Genomic DNA, 19741 nt, shown 5'->3' on the forward strand with positions numbered 1-19741 from the left:
GGAGAAGATACTTGGGGCGAGCCTAGCGCAGGTTCCTTTAAAGCCTCGTTAAGGAAAACGAGACGTGAAGCCGACGCTTAAATTGAGGCCTTCTCGTGCCGCGTCGGGACGGCGCCGCCGGTCCGTGCGGTTACGGTCCAAAGCGCATGTTTACACCCCGTTAACCATGAGCTGATCTTAATGATCGCGATGTTGCAGGGGCGTATTTTGATCGCGCGGCAATTGAGAGAGCTGACATGGGGACCATCATCGAATTTCCGGCCGGTCGCCGGGCAGGCTCGTCGGGGGACGTCACACCGCGCGCGGACACGGGGATGATTCTGATTCTCCCGGTGATCCGTATCGAGCGCGAGAGCGACGAAACCAGCGGCGATCGCGGGCCGGAGCAGGGCACAGCGCCGGGGCGCCGTCGTCGCCGCCGCTAGGACCGGCTTCTTTGCAATGCCGGACCCCATCCGCCATATCCGGCCTTTCGTATCGGCCGTCCTGCTCGCGCTGCTCGGCGCGACGTTGGGCGCTTGCAGCGGCGGCGATTTCGGCCGCACCCGCGCCGACATGCGCAGCGACGACATGCATCGCTGGCTGGGCGCCGAGGCTACCGGCAGCGTCGGCCTGAGGCCTTCGCAATTCCAGCTCACCGACGAGGAGCGCCAGCTTCGCGACCTCGCCTATCCCATGATCGAGCCGCCGCTGTCGCGCCCGGCCTGGAAGAGCGTATTCGGCGACTACAAGCCGCTGCCCTCGCCGTGGCGGCAGAAGATCGTGTTCGACCGCACCATGTACGGCCGCACCCTGATCGACGAGCCGCACCGCTCGCACTCCTCGCGCTATGCGCAGCTGATCGAGGACGTCCGCAACGACATCACCCGTTTCGAGCCGTTCTTCGCCAGCGCGATCCGGGTCATCGATCTCGACAGGAAGCGCGATGCCAGCATGGCGCGCGTCTCCGCGCTTTCGCCGTGGGAGAGGGACGATGCGGTCGCGCGCATGCAGGAGAACTCGCTGATCGTGCAGTGGGTGCAACAGTGCCTGGAGCAGCGCGTCTCCTCCTATCGCTGGGCCCTGGAGCGCCTGGTGATCCAGGCGCCCGACGGCATGGCCGCCGATGCCGACCGCCTGATCGGCGAGCTCGCCGCGCAGACCGCCAATCCGCCGGTCATGAGCCAGCCGCCTTACGGCCGCGCCGTCGTGGTGAAGGGCTGAGCGGTTTGCGAGCGACCGGTTTCCTGTGACGCAGAGACGGGCGGCGCGTCAGCGCTGCCCGTCGTGCACGCCGAGGCTTCGCAGCATGCGCTGCTTCACCGTCCGCGCGATCGCGGCCGGAGCCTCATCGGGGATCGCAAAGCAGGAGCTCGCGTTGATCTCGCACAGCACGTAGCTATCGGCGCCGGCCGCATCTTTCGGCCCGTACAGGAAGTCCGCATCCCAGATCACGGGCAATGACGGCTCGTCGATACCGAGCGTCGCCATCATCTGCGGCGTCCACTCGTCCTCCATCGCTCGCCGCAGCGCCTGGAATTGCGGTGCGTCAGGACCGTGCATGATGCGCGGCCCAGGCTGAGCTTCGGGGGAATCCGGCCCCTCCGGCGGCGGCGGGATCAGGGCCTTGATCTTCTGGTGTCCAAAGCCTGCAACCCTGGCGCCACTCATGTAGCAACGAATCATGCCGTCGGGCAGGCGCGGCTGAAACGCCTGGTCGATGATGCAGCCGCCCCCGCCGAAATAGGGCTCGCACCGCGCGAAGAGAGCATCGAGCGGCATGTCCTCGGGCGTGCTGCCGCGCTGCGCATGCAGCACGCGAACCATGCCGTCGCTGTCGGGCAGCGCTTCCACCTTCCAGACGCCCTGGCCGCCATTGCCGCGGTTCTGCTTCAGCACGCGCGGCCCCTTCGCGCGAAGGCGCGCGGGAAACTGGCTGCGGAAGCCTGCGGCGGTGTCATAGCGATGCGTGTCCGCGCCCCAGCCGAGATGACGCGTCCGGTAGAGCACCTCCTTGACGCCCATTTTCAGGATAGCGTCGGGATGCGCGCTCACCCATGGCCCATGCGCGGCGACGTCGCGCAGCAGGGCGTCGAGCCCGGCGCGCGTCTTGCCCTGGTGGATCGGATCGACCCAGACCAGCACGCCGTCGGCTCCGAGCAATTGATCGCGGACGGCGCCCGCGAAGCTCTCGTCGTAGATCACCGGGTAGGCTTCGATGCCGACGGCGGCGAGGGCTTCGAAGACGCGGACGAAGCGGCTGTTCTGCGCCGTGGCCTCGCGGCGCACGGCAGCGTCGCCGCGTGAGAGGATGGCTACGGTGTGGCGGGGAGAGGAGTGACGTTCGGTGTCCATGCGCAAGCTCCACGTATTGCGTGCTGCGCAGAGCTTGGACCGGGGTCTCAAGGGGAGTCTGCATTGTCCCCGTGAGGACCAGCTTACGTGAGATGGTCTTCAGGGTTCAAGAGTGTTGGCGTGGTTCCAACGAATCGTAAAATTCTTTGTGAGGACCCTTGGGGAGCGGTGAGTTGACAGCCCGCCCACCCCGGCTTCTACTCGGCCGCCCGGGGACATGCGATCTCCCCGTGAGGCGACATGCCCAAGAATCGCGTCCTGATTTTTCGCCAAGGACGCCACATGTCATCTGACACCCCGATATTATCCGACACATCATTTCGGCTCATTGTTCCGGCGCGGCGCGCCGGCCTTGCCGATGCGCGTCACCTTGCGAAACGGACTTCACCTGGGGCGGGGACACGACCAGGAGAACGACCATGCGCACACGGACAATCCTTCGGGCTTTCCTCATTCTGGCGCTGGCGGGCGGCGCATCGGCCGCACGCGCGCTGACCCAGGACGAGCTCGTCGCCAGGATCAAGGCGGCTGGCTACACCGAGGTCAGCGACATCAAGTCGACCGCAGAGGGAACGACCGCCAGGGCGATCAAGGACGGCAAGCCGGTGCAGCTCGTTGTCGACAGCAGCGGCCAAATCAAGGAGCGAAACTAAGGCAGCTCCGGAATCCGAATTCAAGCTCAAGGGAGCGAAACAATGCGCAAGACAATCTCGGCGCTCATGGCCATCGGCGCCTGCTTCATCACGACCGCCCGCGCGCAGGATGTCGACTGGCAAAAGGTCGATGATGCGCTCGGCCGCAAGCCGGCGGTGACCGGCGACGTGCATCGCTACGGCTTTCCGCGCACCGACCTCACGGTGACGCTCGATGGCGTCACGATCAAGCCGGCGCTGGCGCTCGGGGGCTGGGTTGCGTTCAAGCCCGCCCATGGCGGCGTCATGGCGATGGGCGATCTGGTGCTGCTCGAGTCCGAGATCAACCCGGTCATGCTGAAGATGATCGCGAGCGGGCTGGAGATCACGGCCGTGCACAATCATCTGCTCGGCGCGAGCCCGGCGACGTTCTACATGCACGTCGCCGGTCACGGCGATCCGCTCAAGGTCGCAACCGCCCTCAAGGAGGCGCTCACCGAAAGCAAGACGCCGCTTTCCGTGCCGGCTCCTGCGGCCCCGCCGCCGGCCGTCGATCTCGACACCGCGCAGCTCGACCAGATCATCGGCGTCAAGGGACAGGCCAATGGCGGCGTCTACCAGTTCAACGTGCCCCGCCGCGAACCCGTCACCGAGCAGGGCATGCAGCTGAGCCCGGTCGGGCCGCTGGGCGTTGCAACCGCCATCAACTTCCAGCCCACCGGCGGCGGCAAGGCGGCCATCACCGGCGACTTCGTGCTGACCGGCGACGAGGTGAACCCCGTCATCAAGGCGTTGCGGTCGCACGGCATCGCCGTAACGGCGCTGCACAGCCACATGCTGGATGAGCAGCCGCGCCTGTTCTTCATGCATTTCTGGGCCAACGACGACGCGATCAAGCTCGCCAATGGCTTGCGGGCCGCGCTCGACAAGACCGCGAGCACGAAGACCTGAAGCGGTGCCCGATCTGAATCGGTCTCCGATCGGGCCGTCTGAGTGAAATGCGTTCGTGGCGTTCGAGCCTACCTGGCCTCGACCACTTCACCATCCTCTTTCACGAACCGCCCGACCGGATTGTCCAGCAGATCGATGACGGCCTCCGAGGGCCGGCACAGCCGCGTGCCCTTCGCCGTCACCACGATCGGACGGTTGATGAGAATCGGATGCGCCATCATGAAGTCGAGCAATTCGTCGTCCGTCCATTTGGGATCGGCGAGGCCGAGCTCCTTGTAGGGCGTTCCCTTTTCGCGAAGCAGCGCCCGGACCGGAATTCCCATCGCCGCGATCAGCTCCTTGAGCCTGTCGCGCGACGGCGGCGTCTTCAGATACTCGATGACGACTGGCTCGGTGCCGCTCTGCCGGATCATCGCAAGCGTGTTGCGCGAAGTGCCGCAGCCGGGGTTGTGATAGATCGTGACACTCATGATCGGGTCTCCGCAACAATACGGTTGACGGCGCGGACGATCGGGCGCATCGTTGCGCCATGAAGATTGCCGACGCAGCAGCACGTTTGGAAGCCCTGGGTAATCAGACCCGGCTTCAGATCTATCGCGCATTAGTCAGGGCTGGACACGCGGGCATGCCCGTCGGTCGCTTGCAGGAAAAGCTGAAGATTCCAGCCTCGACGCTGTCGCACCACATCAAGACTCTGGTCTCGGTGGGGCTCGTCAGTCAGATCAGGGAATCGACAACGCTTGTCTGTCACGCGAACTTCGAGGCCATGCAGGGTCTGGTCGATTTCCTGGCGGCGGAGTGCTGCGCTGACGAGGTCGGGTGCAGGAATACGCAGACGGCCGCGTGATGTTTTTTGGCCTATGTTGTTCGATGATTCTAGAAATATGGGAGGAGAACGAATGAACGCCAGGATGGTCGCCATCATCGGGGCAGGACCTGTCGGCTTGGCTGCAGCAGCCCATATGCTCGAACGCGGCATGTCGCCCGTTGTGCTGGAGGCCGGCCCCGAGGCTGGGCACGCCATCCGCCAGTGGCAGCATGTCCAGCTGTTCTCGCCGTGGGAGCACAACGTCGACAAGGCTGCCGCGCGCATGCTGGCGCCGACGGGATGGAATTCGCCGGACCCACAGTCCTATCCGACCGGCGGCGAGCTGCTTGACGGGTACCTGACGCCGCTCGCCACGCGAACGCCGCTGCGCGAGGCGATCCGGACCTCCAGCCGCGTCACGGCCATCAGCCGCGCCGGCTTCGACAAGGCGAAGACCAGGGGCAGGGAGCAGGCGCCGTTCGAAATCCGTTACCAGAACGGCAAGGGGCCCGAGGTGCTGCATGCGGATGCCGTGATCGACACATCAGGCACATGGCTCTCTCCCAATCCGGCCGGCCGCAACGGCTTGCCTGCGATCGGCGAGCCGGAGTGCAGCGCTCGTATCGCTTACGGCATGCCGGATGTGCAGGGTGCGCGCCGCGCCCGATATGCCGGCAAGACCGTTGCTGTCCTGGGCGCGGGCCATTCCGCGATCGGTACGCTCATCGATCTCGTGCATCTCGCCGACGATGAGCCGGGCACGCAACCCGTCTGGCTGTTGCGCGGCGCCGATCCTGCGAAGGCATTCGGTGGCGGCCGGAACGACAAGCTCGCTGCACGCGGCGAGCTGGGCGCTGCTTTCGCCGCGCTTGTCGCCTCCGGCAACATAAAGGTCGAGACCGAATTCGGCGTCACGCACCTCTCGGAATCCGACGGTCGCCTCGAGATCGCGGCTGGCTCGTGTTGCGGTGCGCGCAGCGTGATCGCAGACGAATTGATCGTATCGACCGGCTTCCGTCCCGACTTCTCCTTCTTGTCCGAGCTGCGCCTGCGGCTCGATCCCGCCATCGAGGCGCCCGCCGCGCTCGCGCCGCTGATCGACCCCAACGAGCATAGCTGCGGGACGGTGCGCCCGCATGGCGCGCGGGAGCTCGCGCATGACGAGCCGGGCTTCTATCTCGCCGGCATGAAATCCTACGGTCGTGCGCCAACTTTCCTGATGATGACGGGCTATGAGCAGGTCCGCTCGATTGCCGCCGATCTTGCTGGCGACAAGGCGGCGGCGGCCAGAGTCGAGCTCGTGCTGCCCGAGACCGGCGTCTGCACGCGCGGCGGCCTCGAGACCGTTGCCACGTCGGAATGCTGCGGCGGGCCGGCAAAGCAGGCTTCATTGGCCTGCTGCGCCGCCGACGAAACGGCGAAGACGTCGGGCGCTTCCGGGTGTGGCTGTTCATGAGGCGCTCTCGCCGGCGATCGCGCTGTCTTGCTCGCGATGGAGGGCTCCATTCCTAAGCTGAGCGGTCGGTCCCTGATTGCGGTGATGTGCATCGGCCAGGTCGGCAATCTGCTGCCGCATGTCACGCTGTCCGCAAACCTGGCGCAGCACCTGATGCCGGCGTGGGGGCTCTCCGCCGCCGAAGGCGGCTTGATGGCGAGCGGCTATGCCTTCGGTTACATGCTCGCAGTGCCCGTGCTCACGACCTTGACCGACCGCATCGATGCGCGCCTCGTCCTGCTCTGGGGCTCGATCATCAGCGGCCTCGCGACCGCAGCGTTCGGTCTCTTCGCGCAAGGGTTTTGGTCGGGGACCGCGATCTGGTCGCTCGCGGGACTTGGCTTTGCCGGCGCCTACATGCCGGGCCTGAAGGCGCTGACGGATCGGCTTCCCGCCGGCGACACGTCGCGGGCGGTCACGCTGTACACGTCGAGCTTCTCGGTCGGCGTCGGCCTCTCGTTTCTCGTCGCGCAATTGATCGCCGACGGCTGGGGATGGCGGTCCGCTTTCCTTGTCACCGGCTGCGGCCCGATCGCCATGGTGGTCGCGTGCCTCCTGATCGACCGGCGGCAACCCGCGCCGAAGGCCGGGCGGCTGCTGAACTTCGCGCCCGTCTTCGCCAACCGCGAAGCACTCGGATACATCCTGGGCTATGGCGCCCATTGCTTCGAGCTCTACGGCATCCGCACCTGGCTGGTCGGGTTCTGGACATTCGTCGTCGCGCATCAAGGCGCGCCATCGTGGCTGAGCCCCGTGGTGCTGAGCTTCTGCTTCGCGGTGATCTCGATGCCCGCCAGCATCCTCGGCAACGAGGCCGCGCTGAAATTCGGCCGCCATCGTGCGATCACGCTTGTGATGATTGCGTCGGCCTGCGTGGCGCTGGTGATCGGGCTCAATGCGACGGCGCCGGCATGGCTGCTCGCACTGTTGCTGTTCATCTATGGACTGACCGTGCCGGCAGATTCCGGCGCATTGACCGCCGGCATGTCGGCCGCGGCGGCATCCGAGCATCGCGGCGCGACGCTCGCGCTGCACTCGACGGTGGGCTTCGGCCTGTCCGCTCTTGGAGCATGGGGAACCGGCGCCGCACTCGACATCGCCGGCGGTCCGCAGAGCGCGAGCGGCTGGCTGCTGGCGTTCGTCGTTCTTGCCGGCGGAATCGCACTGGGGCCGGTGGCGCTGCTATGGGCGCGCATGACGCAGGCAAAGTAACGATCGTAGAGCACGTGCTCCCAAACAAAACACCCGCGACGGACTGCTCCGCGCGGGTGTGACGAACTCTCGATAATGCCAATATGCCCCTGTTTTGCCCGACGAGTCAAACCTGCTCGCAGGTCGCCGATAGGGCGACAGGCACGGTGTTCGCGGATCGGTGAACGTCAAACGTCCGGCGTGTGCCCGGGGCAGCCCGAGCATGTGTTGAGACTGCAGTTTGCAGAACTACTGTCGTGCCGCGCCGCTGGCTCCGGGGATCTGTCCCCCGAACTTTGAGGGGCCGGTGCCACTGACGCTCGTCGGCCCGCCCGCCGTCCCGTTCGGGTCGGTCCTGGCCGCGGTCCGGCCGGGGCCGTGCATCATGTTCATTGAATTGAACCACCCGTGATGGTGATGGCGTTTGGCGCCGTGGGCCGAGGCATAGCCGGTCGAGCAGGCGAGTAAGATCGCTAAAGCAAGCGTTGCTGTTTTCATCTGGGTTTCCTCTCCAATTGAGGAAACTGCATGGGCAAGCAACTTGTTCCAAGGCTACGCCGATCGTCACACTGGAAGCGTCTCTTAAGCGTTTCTCAAGCGTCGGTCACGTCGACGGGACGTTCCGCACCCCCTGTCCACATGGTCAAGCCGACGGCGGGCCGAAGCATCACGCCCTACAAACGGGTGCACCCGATCGAAAGGAGGTCGTCTGGTGATTTCAATGCCCCGCTACCGTGCATGGGGTTGTTTTCGCAGTTTTGTTTGGCATCGCCGAAACCGCCGCTCAGCGCCGTCCGCGCGGCGCCTCGGCCTTGGCCTGCGGTTCGGTCTGCGGGCCGCAGGTCGCCGCCTGGAGCGTCGCCTGCGCCTGCGGCATCAGGCCGGGCTCGGGGGCGAGCGCCTTCATCACGATCAGGCCGGTGGTGCTGGGCGAGTCGATGATCAGGCGGTCTGCCGCGGTGACCTCTTCGTCCTCCGGCAGCTCCTCGTGCTGCGCTTCGGTCATCAGGTCGAGCTCGATCACCTTCTTGCCGGCCGAGCGGTCGTTGATGGCGTAATAGGCGATCTCGTTGCGGGTGTAGAACGACACCGAGGTGTAGGCCTGGCTTACCGGCACGGTCAGCTTGATCGGGCCGCCCGAGAGGTCGTAGCGGCAGATCGCCAGCGCAAAGGCCGGGTCCATGAACGGCATCGGCGAGGTCTGCGGATCGGCGCGGGGAAGCTGCGTCACGCCGTTGAGCTTGGTCATCGGCGTCAGCCGCGAATAGGCATCCTGCGTCGCGATCCGCGGCAGCGCCAGCACGCTGACGAGATGGACCACGAGGCCCAGCACCACGCCGGCAACGATGGTGAAGGCGAGGCGGATCATGAGCAGCCCACCGTCGAGATGGTGGGCATCGGCGCATCGCGCTGGGTGCGCGTGGCAACCCCGACCGGGGTGTCGTAGAGGCGCAGCATCAGGGCGTAGCGCTCGATGCCGCCGGTCGGCAGCCAGTTGCCGGCGCGCGAGCGCGAGGCGATGCGGATCTCGAACGAGCCGTCGGACGAGCGCACGATCTCCTGGCTGGTGAAGCCGTAGCGCTGCAGCGAATTGGCGACGAGGTGGCCCTTGCGGTCGTACAGCGTCAGCGTCCAGAACCGCGCCGGCGGCGTCACGCCGGACACGATCACGTCGCAGCGGCCGTCGAGCGCCTTCTTCTTGTCATCAGTGGTCGCGGTGAAGGCGACGCCGTCGCCGGTGCCGATCGGCAGCTCGCCGTTGCGCACGATGGTGGCGCGCGAATACGGATCGACGTCGGCGGTGCCGGTGCGCGGCCGCGCCGTCCAGGCGCCGATGGTGAGCGCGCCGATCTCGGTGCCGCGCGTCGTCGTCATCCAGGTGGCGCCGACGCCCACCACGGTCGCGAGCAGAAGGGCCGTCAATGTGATCAGGATCAGTCGCACGGGTTTCGATCAGTTCTTGCGCGGGGCGGATGTATTCGCATTCTCTTCCGCATAATTCTGCGGGAAGGCGAGTGCACTCGATGCCGAGGACGGCTTGGCCGGATTGCTGTCGTCAGCCGTCGATTTGTTCACGGTCCTGGCGGCGTCATCGAGCAGCTTCTCGACGCGCACCAGGATGTCGGCGCCGCGCTTGGTCAGCACGGGCGGCGGACCGGGCTTGGTCTCCAGCACCTTCGGCGCCGCGCTGGCCTGCGCGTTCGCGTCCTTCGGCTGCGGCGGCAGCTTCTGGCCCATGCCGATGCCGGGGATCTCCCGGACCTCGACGCCCTGATGCGCGGCGACCATGATGTCGTGCCAGGTCTGCGCCGGCAGCGAGCCGCCGGTCATGCGGTTGGTCGGCGAGTAGTCGTCGTTGCCGTACCAGACCGCGCAGGTGAAATTGCCGGTGTAGCCGACGAACCAGGCGTCGCGATACGCGTTGGTCGTGCCGGTCTTGCCCGCCGTCGGAATGCCATCGAGGGCTGCGCGACGCGCGGTGCCTTCGCTGACGACGTGGCTCATCATGCCCGCCATGTCGGCGGCGGTGTTCGGCGGAATCGCCTGCTTCGGCTTCGGGCCGTCGCGGTCCCAGCGCCAGACCAGATCGCCGCCGCCGGTGCGTACCTCCAGCACCGAATGCGGCGTCACCGCCTTGCCGCGGTTCGGGAACGTCGCATAGGCGACGGCATGCTCGAGCACGGTGACTTCGTCCGAGCCGATCGGCAGCGAGGGCGTGTCGGGCAGCGGCGCCTTGAGGCCGAAGCGGCGCGCGACCTCGACGATCTTGGCGCGGCCGATCTTGGCCGGGTTCGGCGCCTTCGGCTGTTCCTTCTGGCCGATCGCGATGGACAGCTTCACCGGCACGACGTTGATCGAGCGCGTGATCGCCTGCGTCAGCGTCACCGAGCCGGAATAGGAATGGCCATAGTTCTGCGGGCACCAATTGCCGATGCAGACCGGGCCGTCGACCACGACCGAGTTCGGCGTGAAGCCGTTGAGCAGGGCCGTGGTGTAGACGTAGGGCTTGAACGAGGAGCCGGGCTGGCGATAGGCGTCGGTGGCGCGGTTGAACTGGCTGGCGCCATAGTCGCGGCCGCCGACCATGGCGCGGATGCCGCCGTCGAGATCGGCGACGACGGTCGCGGCCTGCGTTGCGTGATAGTCGCGGCCGAACTGGCGGAGCTGGTTCTCGATCGCGTCCTCCGCCGCCTTCTGCACGTTGGTGTCGATGGCGAGGCGCACCACGAACACGCGCTCGACGTATGATTTCGGGAAGGTGTCGACCAGCTTGCGCATCTCGTCGAAGGCGTAGTCGAGATAGTAGTTCGGCGATGCCTCGTCGCGGCGGTCGACGGCGAAGGCCGGGTTGCGGCGGGCGCCGAACACCTGGCCCTCGGTCATGAAGCCGGCATCGACGAGGTTGTCGAGCACGACGTTGGCGCGGGCACGTGCTGCGGGCAGGTTGATGTGCGGCGCGTATTTGGTCGGCGCCTTGAACAGGCCGGCGAGCATCGCCGCCTCCGACAGCGTGACGTCGCGCGCGGACTTGTTGAAATAGAAATGCGCCGCGCCGTCGACGCCGAAAGTGCCGCCGCCCATATAGGCGCGGTCGAGATACAGTTTGAGGATCTCGTTCTTGGTCAGGCGCCATTCCAGCCAGATCGCGAGGAAGGCCTCGTTGACCTTGCGCTCGATGGTGCGCTCGTTGCTCAGGAACAGGTTTTTCGCGAGCTGCTGGGTGATCGAGGAGCCGCCCTGCCGCACGCCGCCGGCTTGCGCGTTGGTGACGAGCGCGCGCGCGGTGCCGGCGATGTCGATGCCGAAATGCTCGTAGAAGCGGCGGTCTTCGGTCGCCAGCGTCGCCTTGATCAGGACATCCGGAAAGTCTTCCAACGGAATGGAGTCGTTGTGCTTGATGCCGCGGCTGCCGATCGGATTGCCGTAGCGGTCGAGGAAGCTCACCGCGAGATCGGACTTCTTCAGCCAGTCCTCATCCGCAGTCTCGCGGAAGGCGGGGATGGCGAGCGTGAGCATCACGACGAGGCCGCCAAGCCCCAGGGTGGCCGCCTCCGACAGCGGCTCGATGAATACCCAGCGCTTCCACCGCCCGACATAGAAGCGGTCCATGAAGGTCGAGTAACGCTCGTAGAGCTCGCGGATGCCCTTGGCCGAGGAGAACAGGGAGGAATCGATGCGGGCATCGAGGTCCAGGAAGAAATTCCCGACCTTGTGCTTCCATTGCGGTGGTATGGTCTGGCGCACCTAGAACCCTTGAGGCTTGGTTCGAAAGCGTTCAAGCACCCGGCCGGGGGCGGCATCGAGACGTCTTGAGGGAATGTTGCGGCAAACCCAAGGCGCCCGGTTCGCGTCCTCTGGGGACTCTGTGTTCCTTCTAGCCGAGCAGGGCCCATAAACCAATGGTCAGGCTCGCGATTTTGAACAGGCCTAATTGAACCCCGGTTCATTACGGGCGTTCCGGGGACGTTGCTTGCAGCGTCACGGCCGCGCGGCCTAGATGGGTTAGCCGTAGCTCTTTCGAATCTTGTTGAGGCGCATGACCGCAGCTCCCAAACGACCTTCCGGACAGGAAGGATTCTTCTGGAAAACCAAGACGTTGGAAGAGATGTCTGGGGAGGAGTGGGAGAGCCTGTGCGACGGCTGCGGCCGCTGCTGCCTGAACAAGCTCGAGGCCGAGGACACCGGCCAGATCTATTTCACCCATATCGGCTGCAAGCTGCTCGATGGGTCGACCTGCGCCTGCAAGGATTACCCGAATCGCTCCGATAAGGTTCCGGACTGCGTCCGCCTGACCCCGGCCAATGTCCGCACCCTGAACTGGCTCCCGCCAAGCTGCGGCTACAAGCTCGTCGCGGAGGGACGCGACCTCTATTGGTGGCATCCGCTGGTCTCGGGCGATCCCAACACTGTTCATGAAGCCGGCGTCTCCGTGCGCGGCCGGGTCGAGGGCAGCGAGGAGGAGGTCCCGGACGAGGAACTCGAGGACCACATCGTGCAATGGCCCGCCGTGCTGCCGAAACGGGCACGTCTGAAGCGACGCCCGAAGGACTGATCCGTCGTTTGGCTCTTTCGGCCATCACGTCTTCGGGATGACCCGGGGGTGGGATGCACCCATGCGCCGCGGTGCCTGCCCGAGAAGAACTTTGCTGTCTACATTGGCTTCATAGAACGAATCCTTCGCGGCGTTGCGCCGCTCCCATGCGTCCGATCGAGATGAACAAGTTCGACCGGCAGAGCAGTTCTGCCGACATCCAGGCATTGCCCGACGACATCGCCGAGGAGCTCTCCCGACTTCCGAGCGAGGTGATCAGCGTCGATGACGCGCCGTCCATCGCGCCGCCGGCCCCGCTGAGTTCCGACGAGGTCCGCACCATCGTCATCAGCCTGATGCTGACGATGTTCCTGGCCGCCCTCGATCAGACCATCGTGGCGACCGCACTGCCGACCATCGGGCGCCAGTTCCAGGACGTTTCCAACCTGTCCTGGGTGATCACGGCCTACCTGCTCGCCTCGACCGCGGTCGCGCCGGTGTTCGGCACGCTGAGTGACATCTATGGCCGCAAGGCCATGATCATCACGTCGCTCAGTTTGTTCGTGACTGGCTCGATCCTTTGCGCGATCGCACCGAACATGCCGATGCTGATCCTCGCGCGCGGCCTCCAGGGTCTCGGCGGCGGCGGCATCATGCCGGTCGTGCAGACGGTGATCTCCGACGTCGTGAGCCCACGCGAACGCGGCCAGTACCAGGCCTATTTCTCCAGCGTCTGGATGGTCGGCGGCATCCTCGGCCCTGTGATCGGCGGCGTGTTCGCCGAGCATCTGCACTGGTCGATGATCTTCTGGATCAACCTTCCGCTCACGGCCGCAGCGCTGGCGCTGCTGCTGCCGAAGATGAAGAAGATCCCGGTCTTCCACCGCAAGCGCAAAGTCGACTGGCTCGGCGGCGTGCTGCTGATGGCCTCCGCAGTCGTGTTCATGCTGGTGCTGACCTGGGGCGGCACGCGCTATCCCTGGCTGTCGCCGACCGTGCTCGCGATGGTGGGCGGTGCCGTCGCGCTCGCCGTCACCTTCGTCTGGCATGCACGCCGTGCGGACGAGCCGTTCCTGCCCCTGCCTCTGCTCGGCGGATCGGTCGTACCATTCGGCCTGACCGCCGGCGGCTGTGCGCTCGGCGCGATCACCGGCCTCACCGTGCAGCTCCCGCTCTATTACGAGTCGGTCTACCATCTCAGCGCCAGCGAGGCGGGGCTTGCGCTGATTCCGCTCGCGGCGGTCTCGACCTGCGGTGCGGCGATCGCCGGCCGCACCATGGCGCGCGCCAAGCACTACAAGCGCGTCGCCATCGTCGGCACGTCCTGGGCGGCGCTCTGCGGCCTCGGTCTCACGTTCACCACCTTGCCGCTGTGGGGGCTGCTGCTGCTGATGGCGGCGTTTGCGCTGGGCCTCGGCACGACCTTCCCGGTCTGCGTGGTCTCGATCCAGAATTCGGTCTCGCGGCCGCAAGTCGGCACCATAACCGGCGCGCTGAACTTCTTCCGCTCGCTGATGTCCTCGTTCACGGTCGCGGCCTTCGCGGCGATCCTGCTGATCGCGCTCGGCGCCGACATTCCGCTCGCCGGCGAACATCATGTCGCGGGCAGCATCCCTGCGATCCCCACCGAGGACATGCGGCACGCATTCCGCTACGTCTTCGGCGCCGCCACCGCGCTGATGACGGGCGCCGCGCTCTGCCTGATCATGATGGAGGAGCGGCCGCTCGCCGGCCCCTCCGTTACGCCGCAGGTGGAGATGGCGGAGTAAAATTAGCCGCCGCGATCGGCGTAAGCATCTTCGCCGGCGGGGCTACCGGCCTCCTGCCGTGCCCTCGTCGCAAGATGGCTCTTCAGCCGCGCCAGCGCGTCGGCAGACCAATCACTGATATCGGTGACCGCGACCCAGGCGTCGACGTAATGTTCGGGCGCGTAGACATGGCCAAAGCCCATCGGGGTATGGGTCGCGACCGCCATGTCGAGTGCGAGCTGCAGCATCGTCACGACCGGATACCATCGCAGCTCCGGTGAGACATCCGGCCCGCGCGGTGCGCTCATCCAGGCCGGGGGCTGAAAGGCATCGCGGTAGGCGAAGAACGTGATCGCGTCGCTGGCATATTGCAGGTAGACGACGCGCATCGGGCCCCAGGGCGTATCCGGCGGTACCGTCGGCCCGTTCTGGTTCATGAAGCGCACGAAGCGGCTGTCGCGGAATTCCGGCAGCCACGCCGGCGAGCCCGGATTGCGGTTCGCGGTGACCGAGCGCCAGATGCGGCTCTCGAAGGGAGGTCCGCTCCATAGTGCGCCGGCGATGGGATTGCCGATCGTCTCGAACAGCTCCGCGGATTGTTCCGAGTTCATGGCGCCGAGGCTGAGGCCGTGCAGGTACAGCTTCGGCCGCTTGTCCTTCGGCAAGCTCGTCCAGTAGCCGTAGATTTCCGCGAACAGGGCGCGCGCCGCCTCCGCGCCGTACTCGGGCTGAAACAGCAGCGACAGCGGGCTGTTGAGGTAGGAGTACTGCATCGCGACGCTCGAGACATCGCCGTGGTGCAGATATTCGACCGTATCCATCGCGGACGGATCGATCCAGCCGGTCCCGGTCGGCGTGATCACGATCAGGATCTTGCGTTCAAAGCCGTGCTGGCGCTTGAGCTCCTCGAGCGCGAGCTTCGCGCGCGCCTGCGCCGTGCCTCCACCGGCGAGGCCCACATAGACGCGCACGGGGTCATGTGCGGCCCGGCCCGTGACGGCGCCTATGTCCGCGGCGGTCGGACCCGAGGCAATGAAGCGGCGGCCGGTGCGCCCCAGCTCCGTCCACTTCAGCAGCGACGCCGGACTTCCCGTGCGATCCGGCGCGGTCGGCTGCGGCCGTTCGGGCTCGTGTAGGGCGTCGAGCTCACGGAAAGACGAATCGAGTGCGCGAAATGCCGTGCTGATCAGGACGTTGCTGGCAATGGACCAGAACAGCAGGCCTGCAGCCACGATGCCTATGACGTTCGCGATCTTGCGGGGAATGATGCGCTTCGCGTGCCAAATGAGGAATCGCGACACAAGCGCGAATAGCCGCCCCAGCAGCAGCAATGCGGCGAACGTGACGAGGGCGATGGCGCAGACCTTGAAGGGATGCGCGGTCTCGACCGGCGCCATCTTCATCACGGCGCGGACCGAGTTCTGCCATTCGGCGGCGCGCCAGAGATAGATGAGGACGACGAGCAGGCAGCCGGCCGCGACCAGCGCATTGGCCTGCGAGCGCAGGCGCGCCGATGGCTCTGGCAGCTCAAGATAGTGCCACAGCCAGCGCCAAAGATTGCCGGCAAGGTAGCCGATCGCGAAGCAGGCGCCGGCGAGGGCACCTTGGGTGAGATAGCTCCGCGGCACCAGCGTCGGCGTCAGCGCGGCCGCGAAGAACAGGGCGCCCAGCATGAGGCCGACGCCGGACAGCGAGACCAGTTGTCGCCGAATGAGCCGGGTCAGATACATGAAAGCACCTTAAGAACGAAGCTAAAGTTTGTCCTTGTTTGGGAAGCCGCTCTTTCGCGGCAGCAGAATCGTGAATTCGGTGAACTCGCCCGGCTTGGTCGCGACGTCGATCGTGCCGCCGTGCTGCTTGACCACGATGTCATGGCTCATCGACAGCCCGAGGCCGGTGCCTTCGCCGGCCGGCTTGGTGGTGAAGAACGGATTGAACATCTTCTCCTTCACCTCGTCCGCAATGCCGGTGCCGTTGTCGCGGATCCGGATCTCGATGCGGTCGCCGCGATCGCGCGTCGTAGCGGTCACGATCGGCTCGTAGCCCGCGCCGCCGTCCTCCGCCTTGCGCCTGGTCACCGCGTAAAATCCGTTCGAGATCAGGTTCAGCAGCACACGCGTGATCTCCTGCGGAAAGACTTCGGCTTGGCCGGCCGCGGAATCGAACTCGTGCTTCAGCGTCACGTCGAACTGCGGTGTCTCGGCGCGCGCGCCGTGATAGGCGAGGTTGAGGCTCTCCTCGACCAGCGTGTTGATGTCGCTCAAGCGATGCTCGCCGCCGCCCTCACGCGAATGCAACAGCATGTTCTTGACGATGGAATCGGCGCGCCTGCCGTGCTGCACGACCTTCTCCAGATTGTCCTTCAGAAGTCCCGTCAGCTCCTCGACCTCGCTGCGGACGTCGCTCGCGAGCGGGAGACGCGCCAGCACCTCGTTCAATTCGCTCGTCAGCTCGGCGGAGAGCGCGGCAAAATTGTTGACGAAGTTGAGCGGGTTCTTGATCTCATGCGCGATGCCGGCGGTGAGCTGGCCGAGGGAGGCCAGCTTCTCGGTCTGGATCAGCCGGTCCTGCGCGGCCCTGAGATCATCGAGCGATCTGGCGAGCTCACGCGTGCGGTCCTGCACCTCGTTGAACAGGCGCGTGTTCTCGACGGCGATCACGGCCTGGTCGGCGAAGGTCTTGAGCAAATTGATCGCCTTGTCCGGGAACTGACCGGCTTCCCGTCGCGTCACCGCGATGGTGCCGATCGCGACGCCGTCGCGCAGCATCGGCACCACGAGAATGCTGCGATAGCCACGGGTCCGCGCCAGCTCCTTCATGGCGTCGGTGAGATCGGGCTCGTTCTGCATGTCGCTGCGGAAGGCATATTCTCCGCGCATCGCCACCCGGCTGTGAATGCCCGACGAGGATAGCGGCGCCGGGAAGGAGCTGAGCAGGTCCGCGTTGCCGGCTTCATTGTCGGTGGTGAAGGCCGCCAGGTGCAGCATGCCGTCGATGACGCGGGTGACGGTGGAGGAATGCCCGCCGATCAGCGCCTTGGCGCTGTCGGAGATCGCCTGGAACACCGGGGTGACATCGGCCGGCGAAGCCGCGATCACCTTCAGGATATCAGCGGTCGCGGTCTGACGCTCCAGCGCTTCCCTGGTCGTGTTGAACAGGCTGACATTGCTGAGCGCGATCACCGCCTGGTCCGCGAAGGTTTGGAGCAGGCGCACATGGTGCTCGCCGAAGGCGCCGGTCGTCCGGCGCGTGGCGATGATGACGCCGATCGCCGCGCCCTCGCTCATCAAGGGGACGAACAGCATGCTGCGAAAGCCGCGGGCGCGCGCGATCTCGCGCGCGGCCGGCTCGAGCTCGGTGTCGGGCAGTTGTGCCGCGGCTCCATTGGCCACGAGCTGGTAGGCCGGGAACTGCGCGAACGGCACTGGGAACGAGGCCTGGAGCACGCGGTCGCCGGCCGGATCGGTCGGCGTGAAGGCCGCAAGATGCGCGGCGCCGTCGATGTAGCGCAGCACCGCGGTGGAGAATCCGCCGATCAGCCGGTTGGCATTGGCGGCGATGGCCTCGAACACCGGTTGTACGTCGGACGGCGAGGCCGCCATCACCTTCAGGATCTCGGCCGTCGCGGCCTGCCGCTCGAGGGCTTCCCGCCTTTCATCGGCGAGGCGCGCGTTCTCCGCCGCGCTCGATGTCAGCTGCTGCTCGAGCTCGTCGATCCTGCGCCTCAGCGCGTCGGCCATATCCTCGGTAAGCGCGGTCATTGTTCGTCCGGTGCGGCCGGGAGCAAGCCCCTCAGCCTGCGCCTTTAGCGCCAAACGCCCGGCCGGCCAAGACTGAAGTCAAAAAGACTGAAGTCAACAAGACCGGCGTCAACAAGACTCAAGTCAAGTGCCCGGCCGCGAGACTTCGGTCTCCTTGCTGGTGATGAACTCCAGCAGAACCGGCACGCCTTCGCGGGTCTTCTGAATGCCGCGCCTGATCGCGGGCACGATGTCCTCCGGCTTCGTCACCCGCTCGCCATAGCCGCCGAAGGCGCGTGCCATCGCGGCATAGTCGCCAGAGATATCGGTCGAGCGATATTTTTCAGTCGAAACCGGCATCACCTTCAGCTCGATCGCCATCGAGAAATTGTTGAGCAGGATCGACATGATCGGGATGCGCTCGCGCACGGCGGTCTCGAAATCCATGCCAGTAAAACCAATGGCCGCATCGCCCCAGACATTGATGCAGAGCTTGTCGGGTTTTGCCAGCTTGGCGCCCATCGCGAGCCCGAGGCCGTAGCCGAGCTGCGTCGTCTTGCCCCAGCCGAGATAGGTGAGGGGCTCGACCGCCTTCCAGAACGGCGAGAGCTGGTCGCGCGGGCTGCCGGCATCATGCGTGATGATGGTGTTCTTGATGTCGACGGTGTGCTGCAGGTCCCACAGCACGCGATAGGGGCTCAAGGGTGCGTCATTGCTGGTGAGCTTCGGCATCCACTTCGCCAGCCACTCCTCGTGCGAAGCCGCGATCTCGGCCGCGACGGCTGAGGCGTCGCGATCGGCGGTGACTGTCTTGCCGATCTCCTCCAGCAGCGCGTCGAGCACGAGGCCGGCATCGCCCACGAGGCCGATGCTGGCTTCGACATCCTTGTTGAGATGGTTCGGATCGAGCGTCGAATGGATGATGGTCTTGCCCTTGGGCATCGTGATGCCGAAATTGGTCTCGGTAAGCGAGCAGCCGATGCTGAAGATGACGTCGGCCTCGGCGAGGAATTTCGGGACGGCGCGCGGCACCGCGAGGCCGCCGGAGCCGAGCGAGAGCGGATGGGTTTCCGGGAACGACGATTTGCCCCCGAGGCTGGTGGTGACAGGGATCGCGAGCCGCTCGGCGAGGCGTTTCAGCTGCGGCCAGGCCTGCGCGTAATGAACGCCCTGCCCGGCGTAGATGACGGGCCTCTTTGCATTGACGAGCAGGCTGGCGGCTTCCTTCACATGAACAGGGTCCGCGCCGCAGCGCGTGCGCAGCACCGGCGTGTAGTTCAGTGGCTCCGGCACCTCCTCATTCCACATGTCGGAGGGGATCTCGACGATCACGGGCCCGCCGCGGCCGTTCTTCAGCTTGGTGAAAGCGCGGCGGAAGATGTTGGCGACCTCCGCGGCCAGGATGATCGGCTCGGACGATTTCGCAAATGGCTTCATCGCCTCGCTGGAATTGAAGTTCGGCTCGATATGCGCCAGCCTGCGCTGGTAACCCATCGGTAGCACCAGCACGGGGACGGATTCGCCGAAGCACTGGGCGACGCCGCCCATCGCATTCTCCGCGCCCGGCCGGTGCTGCATGCAGAACGCGCCGATGCTCCGCCCCGAGGTCACCCGCGAGATCGCATCCGCCATGTGGATGCCGACGCGCTCCTGCCGCACCATGACGGGGCGGATCTCGGCCCTGGCCGCGTGCTCGATCAGGTGATTGACCGGATAGCCGCAGAGGATCTCGATCCCCTCGCGCCGCATGATTTCCGCAATGGCGGTGCCGAGCTTCATGGCGTCTCTCTCCCTGGCAAGGCCGGTGATC

At 65.9% G+C, this 19741-nt stretch carries 18 protein-coding genes; 9 read left to right on the plus strand and 9 right to left on the minus strand.

Annotated features, from left to right (window positions below):
- Nucleotides 1-236 precede the first annotated feature (236 nt).
- The gene (locus tag ACNJYB_RS12870) at nt 237-425 is read left to right on the plus strand and encodes a hypothetical protein (protein WP_439374302.1); all 189 of its coding nucleotides are present in this window, start codon (nt 237-239) and stop codon (nt 423-425) included.
- 16 nt (nt 426-441) lie between these two features.
- Nucleotides 442-1203 (plus strand): hypothetical protein, encoded by a 762-nt coding sequence (locus ACNJYB_RS12875; protein WP_439374303.1) that lies wholly within the window; start codon nt 442-444, stop codon nt 1201-1203.
- A gap of 48 nt (nt 1204-1251) precedes the next feature.
- Here the strand turns inward: ACNJYB_RS12875 and ACNJYB_RS12880 are convergent, their stop codons facing one another.
- A complete protein-coding gene (locus tag ACNJYB_RS12880; RefSeq protein ID WP_439374304.1) occupies nt 1252-2334 on the minus strand; it encodes a Cj0069 family protein in 1083 nt (360 codons plus the stop codon).
- 419 nt (nt 2335-2753) lie between these two features.
- Between ACNJYB_RS12880 and ACNJYB_RS12885 the strand changes: the two genes are divergently transcribed.
- Together ACNJYB_RS12885 and ACNJYB_RS12890 are read left to right on the plus strand one after the other, a co-directional pair.
- On the plus strand, nt 2754-2987 hold the full coding sequence (locus tag ACNJYB_RS12885; protein ID WP_439374305.1) for a hypothetical protein: 234 nt from the start codon (nt 2754-2756) through the stop codon (nt 2985-2987).
- Between the two features lie 42 nt (nt 2988-3029).
- Nucleotides 3030-3917: a DUF1259 domain-containing protein gene (locus ACNJYB_RS12890; protein ID WP_439374306.1), complete on the plus strand. Its 888-nt coding sequence runs from the start codon at nt 3030-3032 to the stop codon at nt 3915-3917.
- A 68-nt stretch (nt 3918-3985) separates the two neighbouring features.
- Here the strand turns inward: ACNJYB_RS12890 and arsC are convergent, their stop codons facing one another.
- Nucleotides 3986-4387, minus strand: coding sequence for an arsenate reductase (glutaredoxin) (gene arsC, locus ACNJYB_RS12895; RefSeq protein WP_439374307.1), 402 nt, complete (start codon nt 4385-4387; stop codon nt 3986-3988).
- A gap of 59 nt (nt 4388-4446) precedes the next feature.
- On the opposite strand from arsC, the gene ACNJYB_RS12900 reads away from it, so the two are divergent.
- From ACNJYB_RS12900 to ACNJYB_RS12910, 3 genes are all read left to right on the plus strand, one after another.
- On the plus strand, nt 4447-4764 hold the full coding sequence (locus tag ACNJYB_RS12900; RefSeq protein WP_439374308.1) for an ArsR/SmtB family transcription factor: 318 nt from the start codon (nt 4447-4449) through the stop codon (nt 4762-4764).
- 52 nt (nt 4765-4816) lie between these two features.
- The gene (locus tag ACNJYB_RS12905; RefSeq protein WP_439374309.1) at nt 4817-6181 is read left to right on the plus strand and encodes an NAD(P)-binding domain-containing protein; all 1365 of its coding nucleotides are present in this window, start codon (nt 4817-4819) and stop codon (nt 6179-6181) included.
- A gap of 84 nt (nt 6182-6265) precedes the next feature.
- Complete coding sequence (locus ACNJYB_RS12910) at nt 6266-7432, plus strand: MFS transporter (RefSeq protein WP_439374310.1); 1167 nt, start codon at nt 6266-6268, stop codon at nt 7430-7432.
- A 228-nt stretch (nt 7433-7660) separates the two neighbouring features.
- Here the strand turns inward: ACNJYB_RS12910 and ACNJYB_RS12915 are convergent, their stop codons facing one another.
- The 4 genes from ACNJYB_RS12915 to ACNJYB_RS12930 all read right to left on the minus strand — a co-directional run bounded on the left by ACNJYB_RS12915 (nt 7661) and on the right by ACNJYB_RS12930 (nt 11656).
- Nucleotides 7661-7909 carry a hypothetical protein gene (locus ACNJYB_RS12915; RefSeq protein WP_439374311.1) on the minus strand — a complete coding sequence of 83 codons (249 nt, stop codon included), beginning with the start codon at nt 7907-7909 and terminating at the stop codon, nt 7661-7663.
- A 286-nt stretch (nt 7910-8195) separates the two neighbouring features.
- The gene (locus tag ACNJYB_RS12920; protein ID WP_439374312.1) at nt 8196-8780 is read right to left on the minus strand and encodes a DUF1254 domain-containing protein; all 585 of its coding nucleotides are present in this window, start codon (nt 8778-8780) and stop codon (nt 8196-8198) included.
- Entirely contained in the window at nt 8777-9355 is a 579-nt protein-coding gene (locus ACNJYB_RS12925) for a DUF1214 domain-containing protein (protein ID WP_439374313.1), read from the minus strand. Before ACNJYB_RS12925 ends, ACNJYB_RS12920 begins: the two co-directional genes overlap by 4 nt.
- A gap of 9 nt (nt 9356-9364) precedes the next feature.
- Entirely contained in the window at nt 9365-11656 is a 2292-nt protein-coding gene (locus ACNJYB_RS12930) for a transglycosylase domain-containing protein (RefSeq protein ID WP_439374314.1), read from the minus strand.
- Nucleotides 11657-11948: 292 nt separating this feature from the next.
- Here ACNJYB_RS12930 and ACNJYB_RS12935 point away from each other — a divergent pair, with 292 nt between their 5' ends.
- Together ACNJYB_RS12935 and ACNJYB_RS12940 are read left to right on the plus strand one after the other, a co-directional pair.
- Complete coding sequence (locus tag ACNJYB_RS12935; protein ID WP_439374315.1) at nt 11949-12464, plus strand: YcgN family cysteine cluster protein; 516 nt, start codon at nt 11949-11951, stop codon at nt 12462-12464.
- 161 nt (nt 12465-12625) lie between these two features.
- Nucleotides 12626-14212: an MDR family MFS transporter gene (locus ACNJYB_RS12940; RefSeq protein WP_439375541.1), complete on the plus strand. Its 1587-nt coding sequence runs from the start codon at nt 12626-12628 to the stop codon at nt 14210-14212.
- 2 nt (nt 14213-14214) lie between these two features.
- On the opposite strand, the gene ACNJYB_RS12945 is transcribed toward ACNJYB_RS12940, so the two are convergent.
- The 3 genes from ACNJYB_RS12945 to ACNJYB_RS12955 form a co-directional block, all read right to left on the minus strand.
- Entirely contained in the window at nt 14215-15921 is a 1707-nt protein-coding gene (locus ACNJYB_RS12945; RefSeq protein WP_439374316.1) for an alpha/beta hydrolase, read from the minus strand.
- 21 nt (nt 15922-15942) lie between these two features.
- Nucleotides 15943-17952, minus strand: coding sequence for a GAF domain-containing protein (locus tag ACNJYB_RS12950; RefSeq protein WP_439374317.1), 2010 nt, complete (start codon nt 17950-17952; stop codon nt 15943-15945).
- Nucleotides 17953-18075: 123 nt separating this feature from the next.
- Nucleotides 18076-19710 (minus strand): thiamine pyrophosphate-requiring protein, encoded by a 1635-nt coding sequence (locus ACNJYB_RS12955; protein WP_439374318.1) that lies wholly within the window; start codon nt 19708-19710, stop codon nt 18076-18078.
- Nucleotides 19711-19741: the final 31 nt, after the last annotated feature.

Source organism: Bradyrhizobium sp. SMVTL-02, from assembly GCF_051853005.1.
In the GTDB taxonomy this organism is placed as follows: domain Bacteria; phylum Pseudomonadota; class Alphaproteobacteria; order Rhizobiales; family Xanthobacteraceae; genus Bradyrhizobium.

Bases quoted from the DNA above. Each gene is read 5' to 3' on its own strand.
- ACNJYB_RS12870 (WP_439374302.1), top strand. From the start codon at position 237: ATGGGGACCATCATCGAATTTCCGGCCGGTCGCCGGGCAGGCTCGTCG.
- ACNJYB_RS12875 (WP_439374303.1), top strand. From the start codon at position 442: ATGCCGGACCCCATCCGCCATATCCGGCCTTTCGTATCGGCCGTCCTG.
- ACNJYB_RS12880 (WP_439374304.1), bottom strand. From the start codon at position 2,334: ATGGACACCGAACGTCACTCCTCTCCCCGCCACACCGTAGCCATCCTC.
- ACNJYB_RS12885 (WP_439374305.1), top strand. From the start codon at position 2,754: ATGCGCACACGGACAATCCTTCGGGCTTTCCTCATTCTGGCGCTGGCG.
- ACNJYB_RS12890 (WP_439374306.1), top strand. From the start codon at position 3,030: ATGCGCAAGACAATCTCGGCGCTCATGGCCATCGGCGCCTGCTTCATC.
- arsC (WP_439374307.1), bottom strand. From the start codon at position 4,387: ATGAGTGTCACGATCTATCACAACCCCGGCTGCGGCACTTCGCGCAAC.
- ACNJYB_RS12900 (WP_439374308.1), top strand. From the start codon at position 4,447: ATGAAGATTGCCGACGCAGCAGCACGTTTGGAAGCCCTGGGTAATCAG.
- ACNJYB_RS12905 (WP_439374309.1), top strand. From the start codon at position 4,817: ATGAACGCCAGGATGGTCGCCATCATCGGGGCAGGACCTGTCGGCTTG.
- ACNJYB_RS12910 (WP_439374310.1), top strand. From the start codon at position 6,266: ATGTGCATCGGCCAGGTCGGCAATCTGCTGCCGCATGTCACGCTGTCC.
- ACNJYB_RS12915 (WP_439374311.1), bottom strand. From the start codon at position 7,909: ATGAAAACAGCAACGCTTGCTTTAGCGATCTTACTCGCCTGCTCGACC.
- ACNJYB_RS12920 (WP_439374312.1), bottom strand. From the start codon at position 8,780: ATGATCCGCCTCGCCTTCACCATCGTTGCCGGCGTGGTGCTGGGCCTC.
- ACNJYB_RS12935 (WP_439374315.1), top strand. From the start codon at position 11,949: ATGACCGCAGCTCCCAAACGACCTTCCGGACAGGAAGGATTCTTCTGG.
- ACNJYB_RS12940 (WP_439375541.1), top strand. From the start codon at position 12,626: ATGAACAAGTTCGACCGGCAGAGCAGTTCTGCCGACATCCAGGCATTG.
- ACNJYB_RS12945 (WP_439374316.1), bottom strand. From the start codon at position 15,921: ATGTATCTGACCCGGCTCATTCGGCGACAACTGGTCTCGCTGTCCGGC.
- ACNJYB_RS12950 (WP_439374317.1), bottom strand. From the start codon at position 17,952: ATGACCGCGCTTACCGAGGATATGGCCGACGCGCTGAGGCGCAGGATC.
- ACNJYB_RS12955 (WP_439374318.1), bottom strand. From the start codon at position 19,710: ATGAAGCTCGGCACCGCCATTGCGGAAATCATGCGGCGCGAGGGGATC.